Source organism: Serratia sp. UGAL515B_01 (assembly GCF_033095805.1).
In the GTDB taxonomy this organism is placed as follows: domain Bacteria; phylum Pseudomonadota; class Gammaproteobacteria; order Enterobacterales; family Enterobacteriaceae; genus Chania.
The window spans coordinates 2,870,094-2,885,367 of the sequence record NZ_CP109901.1; the positions used below are offsets into that span (position 1 = coordinate 2,870,094).

Genomic DNA, 15,274 nt, shown 5'->3' on the forward strand with positions numbered 1-15,274 from the left:
GAATAGCCTTCGGGTTTCAATACGCGAAGTTTACTCGAGTAATATTATTATCACGCACACACACGGAATATCCCGATGCTAAAGATTTTTAATACCCTGAGTCGTCAAAAAGAGGAATTCAAACCCATTCATGCCGGTAAAATTGGCATGTACGTGTGCGGGGTAACCATCTATGACCTGTGTCACATTGGCCATGGGCGTACCTTTGTTGCTTTTGACGTTGTGGCTCGCTATTTGCGTTACCTCGGTTATTCGCTGAACTATGTGCGTAACGTGACCGATGTGGATGATAAAATCATCCGTCGCGCAGCAGAGAATGGCGAAACGTGCGATCAACTCACCACGCGCATGCTGGCAGAAATGCACGCTGATTTCGACGCATTACTGATTGAACGCCCGGATTTGGAACCGCGCGCCACTCAACATATCAGTGAAATCATTGAGATCACTCAAAGCCTGATTGAGCGCAAGCATGCGTACATTGCCAGCAACGGTGACGTCATGTTCTCTATTGATAGCGATCCAGACTACGGGCTGCTCTCTCGCCAGGATCTGGAGCAACTACAGGCCGGTGCGCGTGTAGAAATTGACGATGTAAAACGTAACCCGATGGATTTTGTACTGTGGAAAATGTCCAAACCGGGTGAACCAAGCTGGGAATCCCCGTGGGGCGCGGGTCGCCCTGGCTGGCACATTGAGTGTTCAGCGATGAACAGCAAACAGCTTGGCACCCATTTCGATATCCACGGCGGTGGCTCAGACCTGATGTTCCCTCATCACGAGAACGAAATCGCTCAATCCACCTGTGCGCACGATGGCCCTTACGTCAATTACTGGATGCACTCCGGCATGGTGATGATCGATAAAGAGAAGATGTCCAAATCACTGAACAACTTCTTTACCATTCGTGATGTGCTGGGCTATTACGACGCTGAAACCGTGCGCTATTTCCTGATGTCCGGCCACTACCGCAGCCAGCTGAACTATAGCGAAGAGAACCTGAAGCAGGCTCGCGCCTCTTTGGAACGTTTGTACACCGCGCTGCGCGGTACCGACGCTAATGCAGAACCTGCCGGAGGTGAAGCTTTTGAAAGCCGTTTCCGTGAAGCAATGGATGACGATTTCAACACACCGGAAGCCTATTCCGCACTGTTCGATTTGGCGCGTGAAGTGAACCGCTTAAAGGGCGAAGATCTGGCCGCAGCCAACGGCTTGGCGGCAGAATTGCGTAAACTGGCCAAGGTGTTGGGCTTGTTGCAACAAGAGCCTGAACAGTTTCTGCAAAGCGGTGCACAAACGAATGACGCCGAGGTGGCAGAGATTGAAGCATTGATTAAGCAGCGTAACGATGCACGCGTTGCCAAAGACTGGGCGTTAGCGGATGCTGCACGTAACCGATTGAACGAAATGAATATTGTACTGGAAGATGGCCCGCAAGGGACCAGTTGGCGCCGTAAGTAAGTTCAATAGCCGCCTAAAAAAGCCGGGGAGCAAAAGCGACCCGGCTTTTTCAATGGTGCTGAACCATCAGGCTTTAACGATAACGTTCATGCCTTTGTAGCTGACTTTCTGGCCATCAACAATCTTGCATCGCTTACGCGTTTCTACCTGGCCATTAACTTTCACCAACCCTTCGGCGATGACTTCTTTAGCGGCACCACCGCTTTCGCACCAGCCCTGAAACTTCAGCAAATCGCACAGTTCGACGTGAGGGTGATTTTCCAGATTAAAAATTTCCATACTGCCTTAACTTAGTGTGGTTGAACGTCGTGATATTCCTCGCAGGCTTGCAAGGTATTCTGGATCAGTGTAGCAACGGTCATTGGGCCAACGCCACCGGGAACCGGGGTTATGTAGGCCGCGCGCTGGCTGGCGGCTTCGAAATCAACATCGCCGACCACTTTACCACTTTCCAGACGGTTGATGCCGACATCAATCACGATAGCGCCAGGTTTTATCCAATCACCCGGAATAAAGCCCGGTTTGCCCACGGCCACGATCAACAGATCGGCATGCTCTATATGGCGACGAAGATCCTTGGTGAAGCGATGTGTAACGGTTGTGGTGCACCCAGCCAGCAATAACTCCATGCTCATCGGGCGGCCAACGATATTAGAGGCCCCCACCACGACCGCATTGAGGCCGTAGGTATCGATGTTATAACGCTCGAGCAAGGTGACGATGCCACGTGGTGTGCAGGGGCGCAATTTAGGCGCACGTTGGCACAGACGGCCAACATTGTAAGGGTGGAAACCATCAACATCCTTATCTGGATGGATGCGCTCTAATACCTTGATATTATCAATACCTGCAGGCAACGGGAGTTGCACCAAAATGCCATCGATTGTGCTGTCTGCATTCAGTTTATCGATCAGAGCCAACAGTTCAGGTTCTGTGGTAGCCGCTGGCAGATCGTAAGAGCGGGAAATAAAGCCCACTTCCTCACAGGCTTTACGCTTACTGGCCACATAAATCTGTGAAGCTGGATCTTCGCCCACCAGCACCACAGCTAACCCTGGCGCACGTTTACCTGCTGCTAGACGTTGCTTAACTTGCTCAGCTACTTCGTTTCTAACCTGCTGCGCAATCGTTTTACCATCAATAATCTTTGCTGCCATCAGTGAGGAAATCCATCATTTAAGAAAAGCCCGGGTAGCGCTATTTTGTCAGAAGAGAAGCACGCTGTCAGGCCTTGAATCAGGGTTATGCTAATAATAGGCTTACGATTGCGCTGCGATTTATATTTTTCCCCTTAGAACAAGGGAGCCACACCGTTGTTTGCAACGTCAAACGCCTTCATGATAGCGGTTTACTCGCTGATGAAAATCAATAGGTTCAGAAAAATCATTGTGTTACTTACGCTAATTGCTGCTGTTATGTGCAAAAATCCATCATAAAGTACGCCTATCTCGGTTGTAACAAGAAAAGGCATTGACTCGATTTGCTCTGACCGTATAATCCCAATCCGCAACCTCTTGGTTGTCGCACCACAATGCGCCCTTAGCTCAGTTGGATAGAGCAACGGCCTTCTAAGCCGTAGGTCACAGGTTCGAGCCCTGTAGGGCGTACCATAAACAAAGTCATCAACGGCAGTTACAAACGAAAAAATTTATGTAACGGCTGGTGTAAGTGAATTTGGTCAACGCAGAGCTACCTTTCTAACTTTATTTAAACTTTCAAAACTTCATCATCAAACTTTTTTGTCCTCAACCAGTCATGTTATCAGCAAGAAATACACCCAACGGATAGAGCGACATAATCTGAACTTGCGGAGCCATCTTAAGCGGCTTACCCGCAAGACCATTTTCTTCCCAAAGTCAGAAGAAATGCATGATAAGATCATCGGCTGGTATCAGACAATCAACCATTACCACTAAATTTGCGTCACGACCATTTTTCCCGCCCATGTCTCTGATCAGAAATGCCTTACGTCGGCTACATTATCCCGCTGATGTTATCGTTCAATATGTTCGCTGGTATCTCGCTTATGCCCTCAGATGAACGCATGCCCCCAAGACATTGGAGAAATGGGTCAGTAATGAATGCCCTTTGAACGCTAAGTTAGCTCCTGAACTGTAGCAAGATTTAGTGGCCGTACTGTGATGCTACCTTCCGACTTTAACCGCTACGTGGTTTTCCTGTTACTTCATCGACCACGTTAGGACGGAGGTTACCCTCCGCCCCATCACAGATCCAGACTTGCGCTGCTAACGCATCCGGCTTCCACCTCGGGTGTTTGGCGTAGAAGCGTTGTAAAAGATAAGGATGAACAACTCTGAGCTTCGGCAGAAATCTTTCACTCAAGAGATCGAATCGTTCTCAAGTCATGCTATGTGAACAACGAGTGGAGGACTTTACCAAATGACGCGTATCCCCACTAAGCTGCTGTAGGCATTACTGTGACTATTATCAAAATCAGCTTGATAGCTGATATTACCGTAGAGGCTGATATGACGGTCAAGTTGAGCATTGAAGCCCGTAGCCAATTCCCCCCAACTGCCATCAACATCGGCTTGAAAAGAAACAGGGCCAGTTGCCGATGAAAAAACGGTTGTCGGCTCCCCACGAAATTCATATCCCATCCCAGTACGCAGCCAGAGTGTCAGCAAGCGTGGCGATGCGTTATTGGTATCGAGTACCCAGTTCTGCGCTATCCGAGTTCCAAACTGGCTAGTTAGTGAATCTGTGTTTTTAAAGGAGATTGATGAAACGCCATCGTTGCTATCCGCAAAGGAGATAGTCCGATACGACAAACGTGCGTAGGGATCAATGCTTAGCTGGTTGGTCAGCAGGAACTGTTGTCCGCCCTCAAGTGAGGCCGAAAACGTGTTGGAGTGGGTATCTAAACTTTTGTCTTGATAAGATTGAGATTCGACATCATTCCATGTGTAGTGGGCAATAGTGTTCAGATACCAACCACTGACACCAACATGGGTTGCATAGCCACCAAAGGTGTAAGCGTTAATATTATCCTTTCCAGCATTAAGCCCATCGACATGTGTAACATCAGCGGATATTCGGCCAATAGCGATATGGATCCCGGCACGGTCTTGGCTGCCATGGTCATTTTTTCTATCATACAGGTCAAAACCGCCTTGAAAGGCGACGATGTCGTAGTCATATTTCGGCCCATTGCCAAAAATGCCGTAGGGGCTACCAGCACGTGCGCCAGTGATTGTGGTCAAATGTGCCCAGCCAATTGAAGGAACCGCATCGCTACCGTTTCCTCTACTAATAGGCTTTTTGATCCCCATACGTTCCTCAGCCAAACGGTCATGTAACCTATCAGTCAATACCCGGTCATACAATATCGTCATGGCTGGGAGAACTGTGTACAACGAAGTTACATCGCGATAGTCAGGGACTGTTCCCTTACAATCCGGCGCATAAGGAGCTTGTGCACACGTCAGTGTTGAACGCAGGTACCATGCATCAGGATTGCTGTTATCCATACTCGAACGGAATAAAAGATATTCGTAGGGGCCGGCTACAACATGGTTGCCTAGCTTAAAAGCACCAGGTGACGTGGTTGCCCCCTCTATCGCATCGATAACCAGAATACCGTTGTCGGTAGTCGTTGCTCCAGAGCCGTTGATATTGGTGATGATAAGTGATGTGGTGCCTGTGGCAGATGCACCGTTACCCGCTATCACTAAACGGTTCGATGGAGAGTCATCGGCATCGAGCACCGTGTTGAGGTGTAGCTCCCCACCCTCACCAACATAATTCCCAATAATGCTCAGAGTTCTGGTCGTGTTCAGGATGCCCGATCCAAGATCGATGATACCTGCATTGCCAACAGAAACCTGTTGTCCGCTATAGAATGAGCGAATAGAGGTTGTGGCATCATCGGAAAGCTTCAGGCTGCTGGTAGAGTCGAGTGCCAAAGTACCGGTTTTGGTGACAGCATCCCCTAGCGTCATGCCACTACTATCAAGAGTAAGCTCAGCATGATGGGTAAGAATGACATTATCCCAGTTGGTGAACCGACTGAAACCAGTGATGTTTGAATTGTCGAATATCAGTTGACCTACACCCTGACCTTCATCAATTAACGGAGTCGATACAAGCTCAGTGTCGGCAAGATCGCGCAGGATAAGTGTGTCATTGCCTGTTCCACCAATAATTGTTCCGACAATTTGACCTGCGTTCCATTCGATGAGGTTGTTGCCACTACCAAGCTCGATGGCTATACCATTACCCGCACTGATCGTTCCAGAGTTGCGTAGAATAATGCCACCATTTCCCCCTAGAATACCGTAGGTTCGTGCACTGGTTACCGAGCCACCGGCCAGGTTCTCAAAGGTCCCGGCTTGCAACAAAACACCATTATTATTGGCAGTAATACTGCCGCTGTTGACAAGTGTCGTTGCCGTCGTTGTTTCTAGTGAACGAAAGCCATTGGCTCCATCGCCATTGGCCAAAATAGTCCCCGTATTATTCAAAAGACTATTACTTCCGGTTGCGCTGATACCATGCGAATTCATCCCGGATGTGCGAATCGCTCCTTCATTAGTCAATGTGTTACCTGCCCCGGTAGAGGCCATACCGAACGCATTGATACCGGCTGTATTGATCGTACCCTGATTAGTTATATTACTGTCACTGCCGTTAAGGCCGACAGCGCGCGGTGTGGTATTGAGTATACTCCCCGGTAATAGGGTTATATTTACGCCTGTTGTTCCAGTAGGGGCTGTGATTGTGGTGGTTGAAGGATTAGGTGCGGTTGGATCGCAAACCACAGACTGACCAGAAGTAGGCATATCAATACCGTCGGTAGCCTGTCCCCCGGTTGTGGTATTGATACATCTTGCCTGTACTTGTATCGATGGCATGCAACATAGGGTAAAAACGCTAGCCAGGAGCAATAGGCGATAGGCATAACAGGGCATGATAGTCTCTCCGGCCAGCATGTTACATCGGGTTAAATCCTGCTACATCGCCAAACTCAATCAAATTACAGGACGAAATACAAACATTTTGAGCAGACTCTCTAAGTCAATATCTCATTCATGGCACAGAGAGGTTCACATCCCTTTGTAAAAACTTTACTCAATCAACCCCTACCTCGCAGCCGTGCCAACTGATTACCTCTCTAGAAGCGTGGTAGAAGCACAAAGCATGGCGTTATAACAATGCCGCCTCGGTAATTGCACGCTTAGCGCCCACATAGTGGCTTTGCCAAAAGTTATCCGTCAATTTACTGATACGAACGTTGGCTCCAGTACGCGGCGCTTCAATAAACTTTCCGTAACCCAAATAGACCCCAACATGATCAGACACATCCTGGGTTTTGATGCGGAAGAACACCAAATCCCCTTTGCTCAGTTCTCCCTGCTTGATGTGGCGCAATTTTTTGCTTTGGTACATTTGATTAGTGGTGCGCGGCAGTTTTTCGTTTAGATGCTGATTATAAACATAGTAAACCAAGCCACCGTAATCAAACCCTTGTGATGGCGTTTGCCTCCCCACACATAGGGAATACCGAGCTGGGATTTCAGCTTTTGGATCACCGGCAGAACAATTTTATCTGTTGGCCGCCTAAACGATAGCCCCCTGTTTTTCGCTTTCTCTTCGTTAATGCGACACAACTCCATTTTGGCCTTTTGATGCCGTTTAATTGGAAGCGTCGATCCCATTAGCGCCAAATCATGCACGCTTTAACAGATTACGATCCCCCTTTATCCTGCGCGGTCACTTTGATTTCATACAGCATCGTCGCCCCTGGCGGGATTTTAGGTGGATAGCCATCTTCGCCATAAGCCAGTTCAGGGGGGATGAGCACCGTCGCTTTACCGCCAATTTGTAGCTGCCTGATAACCGCCTGGAATATCGGCGGGAACTCACTCAATTTCTGGTTCAACTGCAACCCGCTTTTTTCCATATCCTCTATCACGGTGCCGTCTGCCAGGCTTTCTTTAACCGTCACCCTGACCGGCTGTTCTTCCGCTATTTTCCCTTTACCCATGGCATCGATACGGTAACTGTAACCCGCCTCTGCCTCCTTGACGCCTTGGTGCCTTTTCAATAAGGCGAGCGCGTCTTTACCCTTTTCCGCCTGCATGGCGAGCATTTTATCACGGGCACTTCTCAGCCTATCCTGCTGACCAGAGAACGCTTTCTCAATATCATCCCCCCGGAGCTGGAGTCGGTTATCAATAACATCCATCACACCGGCAAGTACCACTTTGCTATCATATTTTACGCCGAGTGCGGTGTTCAGCATCAGCGCATGGGCCAGTTCGCGGCCAAACATCGCCCCTGACGCATAATCGGTAACGGCAGCAGCGTTCTTGCCATCAAGGATAATCCGACCATACTTCGCTTCCGTTTCCTTCTTCTGGCTCTCAAGCGTGGCAATTGTCGATACCGACTCGGTCACCTGCCGGTCCAGATTTTTATTTATCCGGGTCAGGCTGGCGATTTGACTCTTCAGCGCCTCTGACTGTTGTTGTTCGTCTGTCAGGTTTTTCTGCATGGCCTCCAGCACGGTAGACTGCGCTTTCAACTGATTCTGAAGGGCGTTTCTCTCTGTAACGGCTTTTGCCAGCCGGGCAGAGGTCATCGCGACCTTCCGACGAAGCTTATTCTGCGCGTTGTCGCGGCGGGCATTTTCCGCCCCCTCCCTTCGGAGCTCGGCCAACTCCTCCGCACGCGCATTAAGTTGCCCCTTTAACGCCTCAATCTGTTGCCGTAACTCAATCAGCGTTGCCTCATCCGCCTTCTTCTGATGCAGTCCGTTTTGCGGCGCTAGGCGAAACTGTCGCCCATCCTGCCTGCTTTTGGTCGCGGGATTTTTTTCCGGCCACTGACCCACAAACTTCAGAATGGCCGGAATACCGTCGTCTTTATCCGCTACGGCCAGAGCTGGCAGCGCCATCAACATCAAGACAGTAGCTAACAAGATGCGCTTATGTCGGTTGTCACCGTTGCCAAACATTAAAGAACCTCCGCACGTTCAGACAACAAGTTCAATTGTAGTGGATCAGTAATACCGGACACCTCAATAGCCTGTTAATTTAATGACAGCCAATTGAGGTAATTGATAATGACTCAACCTAAACAGACCAAACGCCGTTTTTCTCCTGAATTCAAACTGGAAGCTATTGAGCAGGTCGTTAAGTATCAGCGGTCAACCATCGAGGTTGCACGCGCTCTGGAGTTGGACCCCAGCCAATTGCGTAAATGGATACGCCAGCACAAAGAAGAAGTCAGCGGGGTGACGCCGGACAATCCTGCACTGACACCAGAGCAACGTGAAATCCAGTCGCTCAGAGCGCAGATTAAACGGCTAGAAATGGAAAAAGAAATACTAAAGCAGGCAGCCGTGTTGATGAGCGAGCTCCCCATCAAATCTTTGCGTTAATCACACGGCTGAAAACAAAATGGTCGGTGGTCGAATTGTGCCGCCTGCTCAAAGTAACGCGCAGTGTTTACTATGCCTCGCTGAATTCGCGGGTTGATGTAAAACGTCTGCAACTGCGTGCTCAGGTGCGGAAATTGCATCAACAGAGCCGGGGAGCAGCCGGCAGCAGAACACTGAGTCTGCTGATGCGTCAGTCGGGTTATAACGTGGGGCGCTGGCTGGCCCGCAGGCTGATGCAGGAATGTGGTCTGGCGAGTCGCCAACCCGGCAAGCCTCGTTACCGTGGTGAACGGGAGACGTCACTGGCATCGCCAGACTTACTGAAAAGGCAGTTTAAGCCGTCGGAGCCCAATCGTGTGTGGAGTGGAGATATCAGCTATATCAAAGTCAATGGTGGCTGGTGCTACCTGGCACTGGTGATTGACCTTTACTCCCGTCGGATAGTGGGCAGTGCCATATCGTCATCCCCGGATGCCGAGCTGGTGTGTCGAGCCCTGCGTAATGCACTGGAGACGCGACCAAAGGAAAAGAGGCTGCTGTTTCATTCGGATCAGGGAGGGCAGTACAGGAGTAAGAAATACAGGCAGTTACTGTGGAGGAACGGAGTGATGCAGAGTATGAGCCGCAGGGGTAACTGCCTGGATAACTCACCAATGGAAAGAGTGTTCCGAAGCCTGAAAAGTGAATGGCTGCCTGTCGGGGGTTATATGGATATCCATCATGCGGTACGAGATATCGGTGAATGGATACAAAGTTATTACAACACGGTACGCCCCCATCGGCACAATGGTGGATTACCGCCCTGTGAATACGAAGAGCAGTGGAAAAAGGCTACGAAGGTGTCCTGATTTTGTGATCCACTACAGGGTTACCGTCCGCCATCGTCATGGAGACGGTCGGGTCGATATCAGCGGTAACGGTAATGTCAGTCTGGGCGGCATAAACGGACGCCGCGCCCAGCAGCATGGACGAGCATATTAAAGATTTGATCATGTTTTTCATGGGTAATCATCTCCTGATGATGGTTGGTTTACAGTTCCGTCTGTCGGAACCCTGATTTATCTGCTCATTGCAGACAGTGTTAATTCTTCGTTTTTATTGCTAACCCAGTTGAAATACTTGGCCCGGTAAGTCTTGCCTGATTCAAACCTGACCGATTTCAACCTTATTGATGTATCCGGATAGACGGTTGCTTTTTCCTTTTTCCACACGCAGCGCTTGCTTCCCTCACAGATACCGATTTCATTCAGCGGCATTCTTATGGTGCCGTCGTTAACTATTTCGCCGGTATCAGGATTAAATTTGAGACGGGGAATAATTGTCTCCGGAGCGACATGTGCCAATACCCCCCAGACAATACTGACACCCACTTCTGTGCTGTTTTCCTTTCCCTGTGTCTGTCCCTTGTATTCTTTTTCCGACACGCCTTCAAAATAAACTCGCCATGTGGTTTCCTTGGCGGGTGCCTTCATGGTGACCAGCCGAACAATACGCGTGGCACCGGCAGCCACGGCAAGTTTTTGAGGGGTGACGACCAGTGAACCTTCATCGGCCATATTGACCTCACCTTCAGATTCTTTTTTTGTTCCCGGCTGCATTATTTGTTTTTCTATCACTCTGACGAACTGAACGTCGTTATTTTTTGACTCAACCTGAATTTACGCAGAGCCGTCAGTACCGACCCCAACCTCTATGGGGTATACGATCATTGCGGCGTAGGAGTGGGGCGAAAATAATAAATAAGCCGTAAAATAAAATATTTTTCTCATCCACTGAACTCTCGCTGACCGATCATTCATTTCTTTTGGGTCCCTTTTGTTTTTTAATGGCTTCTACCAAACAAAACCATATAATTATTTTTTAAATAAAAATAATTATTATTGATACTTCAAATGTCGATTTCATTATTTAACGACCCCCATCATTAATTTGATGGGTGCGAAAACAATCTTGCTGAGGATGTAATTATTTATAAAATCAGAATAGAGGGGAAGTACATTATAATAAACACGTTTATACCGCTCGATGCAACATCAATTGATAGATTTAATCTATCAGTAATAAAACGCCCCTCAATATTTCCGGTAAATATATTTTTATTAACCAATGGAAAACTTTAAATATAAAATAACAAAAATAAACTAATTGTTATAAATAAATATAATTCGTTACTTTAACGTATTCCAAGGGCAATATCTTACCGTTGCTTTATTATCAATAAAATATGCATCCCTACCGTAGCATGATGATTCAGTTTATAAACCATGTTAAATGTAGTCAGCGTGCCACTGTGTTTTATTTACTTGCGCGGTTATCAATGAGTTTGAGAAATAAACCGTCGGTAGCTGAGAATATCGACGCTGAAGCGGAAGTCGTTATCTGCTGTGAAGCCGATGAACAGGGGTCTTACGTGCGGTGTAAAGCCAATCCCCGGTGGTTGTTCTACGCTGATGACCGTATCTGCAAACGGGCTCTGGCCCACGTCTTCGGCCCGAGAAATGCCTCGACTCTGCAACGATTGCTGGTCCTGCTAAGCACATTTAATATTGCCTTTTATATGACAGATTATTGCCTTTTATATGACAGATGCTTGGCCGGTTTATACGGTCCTGTTGAGCGCAACCCGCCACGTGGTGCGCAAGAAATATACCCAAAGGATAGAACGGCATAATCTTAATCTTCGCACACATATCAAACGACTGACCCGCAGAACCCTTTGCTTTTCGAAGTCAGAGGAAATGCACGATAAGATCATCGGTGGGTATTTTACTATTCATCACTATCAATAAATCTGCGTCACGACCTACGTCCGCGCCACGTTCCTCCAGTAGCTCTTCAACATTGCGATAAGTGAGCGAATAGGCACACTTCCACGCACAGCCATCAAGATAAGATCTTTAGGAAAGGGGCGACCTTTGAAACTGAGCATCATTCAACCTTAACTCGGATTTATTAGTCGACACTATCACTTAGCTTTATATTTTCGACTGAGTCCAAAACCAAACATCTTCATGGTTCACGGGGATAGCGTCTGGGATTACCATTCCAAAGTCCCACATTTACGCCCCGGAACGCTATAAAACAGCACTTCCCGGCAAAAAATATCTTTCGCTTGGAAATAAAAATAGATTGCCAACAAAATGCAAGCTATTGAAATAACAATCGTCCAAAAATTTTTCATGCCCCTCCCTAAGTGTCAACCACTGATAAAAATGGATTATGTCGGATTAAGGCGTTGTGTTGCAAAAAACGCGGCGCTAATCATATTTACCGCCGGCTCCTTTTATAAATCAGCCATTAAAAACGCCAAGTGATGCCGGCGTTGACGCTGTTGTCCTGATGATTCTGCGACAACAGCCCACCGTAGCTCAACGACAACGTAGCGTTGTTGTTCACTGCCACCTCCGCGCCAGCCTTCAGCACAATACCGTCACGCGATAACGGCACACTATTGACAATGAACGACGATTTCCCTCCGTTGAAACGCAGCCTTGTGCCCGGGTCCAACTCGCCGTACCGATGCTGCCAGCCCAGTTCGCTGCGTAGCTCCACCGTCGTTGTTTTGCCTGCCAGCCACTGGTTGTCAACACGCAGTCCCAATGTTGATACCATAGCTTCGGTGTGCTGCTTGTCGCCCTGCAATGCTGCCGCCCCTCCGTCTTCCGCAATGCCGTTGTTTTTGAGATTTATATACGTGAGGTTGACGAACGGCTCCAGTCTCACCCAATCGGTTTTCATGCCGTAGCCTGTTTCAGCGAACAGTTGTTCGGTGCGCGCACTGTACTTCGCTGTTTCACGATCAGACTGGATGCCGTAGTTCAACAAGCGTGTAGTTTTGATGTGATGCCAGGTATAGCTGGCTCCACCGCGTAGCGCCAACGCCCCGAACTGCTTGCCGCCGTAAGTCGCTAAATGGTAGTTGTCGCTGTTAGCTCCCGAACCATAGCCGCCATCCAGCGAGGTGCGGGTGTAACCGGTCGCCCCTCCCAGCCGCCAGTCGTCCGCCAGCTCCGAGTCCAGCCCCAGCAACACACCATAAGTCGACGCCTGATAGCCAGTGGCGTTGATGTCGCCCGACGCGTGGTCCCAGGCGCCCAGCAATTGCGCCCAGGCACCGCCTTGGTTCACCTTGATCTCCGACGGGACCGCCAGCCCCTCCGCCTGACGTAGGCGTCCATTCAGCGCCTCACGAAGATAGCGGTTGTCGTTCACCAGCGCCGAGGTTATATCCGCATGGATTTGCCCCGACAACTGACGAAACGCCTGCCGCGCGTCAGCCACAGTGCCGCTGTAAAGGATGCTCTCATACACCGGGTTGCCGGGCGGCAGCGCATCTACCGCCGTTGCCGCCGCTCGTTCGTTCTGCGTCTGCGCCACGTTGGTAAAGGTGGTGTCATTGCGCCCGACGCTCAATGTCACCCCGTCCGGCTGGTAACTCAGGCCGCTGTCAAGAAACAGGTAATTTTGCGTAACCGAGTCAAACTGCCCACTGACTCCCTGTTGGGCTATCAGGATTTTGTACTGCTGCCCCAGCAGGCTCTGCACTTTGCTTTGAGTCAGCAGGTTGCCACCGGTTTCCAGCGATACCGCTACCACACCGCCGCCGATCGTCGCAGAACCGCCGCTTACGATCCGATCTCCCTGCCCGCTCTGAGCAACATCGACCACGTAGCGCGAGCCCAGTTCAAAGCTGACATTACGGTCTACGCTCAAAGTCCCACTCGAGTTACCCGGGGCCACGGTACCGCCACTGCGTGCAGTCAGCGAGCCGATACTGCCAACTCCCCCTAGGGTACCGCTGCCCTGCACATTTACATCAGAGTAAACAGAACCACTCACTTTCAAGGTTCCCTGATTAATAATAGTAGGCCCGAAGTACTTGTTTTTACCCGCTAACTCCAATGTCCCTGCACCCATTTTTGTCAGTCCACCGTGCCCACCGATATCATTGGCCCATTTATCATAACTACATTCGATACTTCCGCAGATGCGTTGATTACTTGACCCGGATTCAACGACAGCACCCACCCCGGGGATGTTGGCGATAAACTGTGTTTGCATATAAGAGCCATCGATATACAAGTCATTAGGTATATCAGCAGCAGTGACCAACATTTTCGGGCCATCTATCGCGCTTCTTAAATTGAGTTTTCCCCACCCATACATCGCATCTATACCTTTTTCACCAAGGTCAGTCGCTGTTGTAAGTAACACGGTCGCTATTTGGGATGCTGTCATATAAGGAAAACGTTGCATAAGCACTGCCGCTGCACCAGTAACCATTGGGGCGGCCATCGATGTTCCGGTTTTTAAGCCGTACGTTGGTATTATATTTTTTTCACCCGTTGCAAAATAGTGATTATAATCCGTTTGTGCCGTTGTGCTGTATATGTCAGTCCCTGGCGCTGAAATACAGTAACTTGCGGTATATCCACAACTTGTGGATGACTCATCCAGGAGGTCATTTTTTCCTAAATTCGCGGTAATAATAAAGTTATTTAACGTATCAGGAAATAGGTAGGGTATGGAAGACTCTCCTACCGGAACGTTGTAGTTATTGCCATTGCCAGCAGCAAATACGAGTAATTTTCCAAAGCGTACAGCTCTGATTAAAGCTGCAGATAATAATGAAGGAAAAGTATCCAACCCTGTTGATGGTACAGCATGATGACTTAAAAAATTAATGGTATTCACATCATCTGTAGTGTAATCACCAACAGCGTCTTCTTTGGTTACTTTCACATAAAATGGCCTCCCATCAGGAAAATATATCTCTTCCCCATTATCATCGATATTGATAGGAATAACCGGCCCCCAACTATTATTGAATACACGCGCATTGCTTTGTATTAGCACTTCAAAATAATTATTATTTGAATCTAAAAACTTAGCTGAAAAATGGCTGGAGTTGTAAGCAACACCATGCATTTCCTGGCCAGTTCTCCTCGCTGCAGCGATTCCTGCAACATGTGTCCCATGATCACCAAAAATAAACTCCCCCAGATTAGGAAAATCATCAAGCCCCGAAAAATTATATGCCTCAGCCACATCGACTTTATTAAGCTTCCCTATAAATTTAGGGTGGGTAAAGACAGACTCATCGAATATGCCAATGCTTACCCCTTCACCATTAAACCCCCTTGCATAAGCGTAATGAGCACCAATAGCTTCAAGCCCCCACTGATTATTAAACTCTTGTGTCATCCAGCTTTCTGGCGAACCAATTTTAGCCGTTTCTATATAGCTATCAGTCGAAAGTGCTCTGAAAGAAATCAGCACCAAAAAGAGTGAACTGTACTTTTTAAATGGAAAAACTATCATATTGATGATACTCCCTTCTATTAGTAACTTCCTTTAATGAATGTTTTTCTTTTTACTAAAAAACATGTAGAGAGAAAATACCCTCTG

The 15,274-nt window shown here is 48.5% G+C and carries 10 protein-coding genes, 1 tRNA gene and 3 pseudogenes; 7 read left to right on the plus strand and 7 right to left on the minus strand.

Annotated elements, in window-relative coordinates; translation table 11 throughout:
* Nucleotides 1–75: 75 nt before the first annotated feature.
* On the plus strand, nucleotides 76–1,461 hold the full coding sequence (cysS, locus tag OK023_RS12905) for a cysteine--tRNA ligase (protein ID WP_317693126.1): 1,386 nt from the start codon (nucleotides 76–78) through the stop codon (nucleotides 1,459–1,461).
* 66 nt (nucleotides 1,462–1,527) lie between these two features.
* Here cysS and ybcJ read toward each other — a convergent pair whose 3' ends face one another.
* Both ybcJ and folD read right to left on the minus strand, forming a co-directional pair.
* Nucleotides 1,528–1,740 (minus strand): ribosome-associated protein YbcJ, encoded by a 213-nt coding sequence (ybcJ, locus tag OK023_RS12910; protein ID WP_317693127.1) that lies wholly within the window; start codon nucleotides 1,738–1,740, stop codon nucleotides 1,528–1,530.
* A gap of 11 nt (nucleotides 1,741–1,751) precedes the next feature.
* Nucleotides 1,752–2,618 (minus strand): bifunctional methylenetetrahydrofolate dehydrogenase/methenyltetrahydrofolate cyclohydrolase FolD, encoded by an 867-nt coding sequence (gene folD, locus OK023_RS12915; RefSeq protein ID WP_317693128.1) that lies wholly within the window; start codon nucleotides 2,616–2,618, stop codon nucleotides 1,752–1,754.
* A gap of 376 nt (nucleotides 2,619–2,994) precedes the next feature.
* On the opposite strand from folD, the gene OK023_RS12920 reads away from it, so the two are divergent.
* From OK023_RS12920 to OK023_RS12930, 3 genes and pseudogenes are all read left to right on the plus strand, one after another.
* Nucleotides 2,995–3,071, plus strand: a tRNA-Arg gene (locus OK023_RS12920).
* Between the two features lie 138 nt (nucleotides 3,072–3,209).
* Nucleotides 3,210–3,377, plus strand: a pseudogene (locus OK023_RS12925) (IS1 family transposase); the annotation flags it as partial.
* A 28-nt stretch (nucleotides 3,378–3,405) separates the two neighbouring features.
* A pseudogene (locus tag OK023_RS12930) lies at nucleotides 3,406–3,495 on the plus strand (IS6 family transposase); the annotation flags it as partial.
* A 359-nt stretch (nucleotides 3,496–3,854) separates the two neighbouring features.
* Here OK023_RS12930 and OK023_RS12935 read toward each other — a convergent pair.
* The 3 genes from OK023_RS12935 to OK023_RS12945 form a co-directional block, all read right to left on the minus strand.
* Nucleotides 3,855–6,392 (minus strand): autotransporter outer membrane beta-barrel domain-containing protein, encoded by a 2,538-nt coding sequence (locus OK023_RS12935; RefSeq protein WP_317693129.1) that lies wholly within the window; start codon nucleotides 6,390–6,392, stop codon nucleotides 3,855–3,857.
* Between the two features lie 235 nt (nucleotides 6,393–6,627).
* On the minus strand, nucleotides 6,628–6,972 hold the full coding sequence (locus OK023_RS12940; RefSeq protein ID WP_317693130.1) for a C40 family peptidase: 345 nt from the start codon (nucleotides 6,970–6,972) through the stop codon (nucleotides 6,628–6,630).
* Nucleotides 6,973–7,168: 196 nt separating this feature from the next.
* Nucleotides 7,169–8,440 carry an FKBP-type peptidyl-prolyl cis-trans isomerase gene (locus OK023_RS12945; protein WP_317693131.1) on the minus strand — a complete coding sequence of 424 codons (1,272 nt, stop codon included), beginning with the start codon at nucleotides 8,438–8,440 and terminating at the stop codon, nucleotides 7,169–7,171.
* 108 nt (nucleotides 8,441–8,548) lie between these two features.
* On the opposite strand from OK023_RS12945, the gene OK023_RS12950 reads away from it, so the two are divergent.
* Both OK023_RS12950 and OK023_RS12955 read left to right on the plus strand, forming a co-directional pair.
* Nucleotides 8,549–9,714 (plus strand): IS3 family transposase gene (locus tag OK023_RS12950; protein ID WP_317692555.1). Its coding sequence is split into 2 segments (ribosomal slippage): nucleotides 8,549–8,813 and nucleotides 8,813–9,714, totalling 1,167 coding nucleotides; the frame shifts between segments, so codons are not numbered across the junction.
* A gap of 4 nt (nucleotides 9,715–9,718) precedes the next feature.
* A complete protein-coding gene (locus OK023_RS12955; protein ID WP_317693132.1) occupies nucleotides 9,719–9,847 on the plus strand; it encodes a hypothetical protein in 129 nt (42 codons plus the stop codon).
* A 77-nt stretch (nucleotides 9,848–9,924) separates the two neighbouring features.
* On the opposite strand, the gene OK023_RS12960 is transcribed toward OK023_RS12955, so the two are convergent.
* Entirely contained in the window at nucleotides 9,925–10,464 is a 540-nt protein-coding gene (locus tag OK023_RS12960; protein WP_317693133.1) for a fimbrial protein, read from the minus strand.
* Nucleotides 10,465–11,228: 764 nt separating this feature from the next.
* Between OK023_RS12960 and OK023_RS12965 the strand changes: the two are divergent.
* A pseudogene (locus tag OK023_RS12965) lies at nucleotides 11,229–11,655 on the plus strand (IS1 family transposase); the annotation flags it as partial.
* A 508-nt stretch (nucleotides 11,656–12,163) separates the two neighbouring features.
* Here OK023_RS12965 and OK023_RS12970 read toward each other — a convergent pair.
* A complete protein-coding gene (locus OK023_RS12970) occupies nucleotides 12,164–15,187 on the minus strand; it encodes an autotransporter outer membrane beta-barrel domain-containing protein (protein ID WP_411569358.1) in 3,024 nt (1,007 codons plus the stop codon).
* Nucleotides 15,188–15,274: the final 87 nt, after the last annotated feature.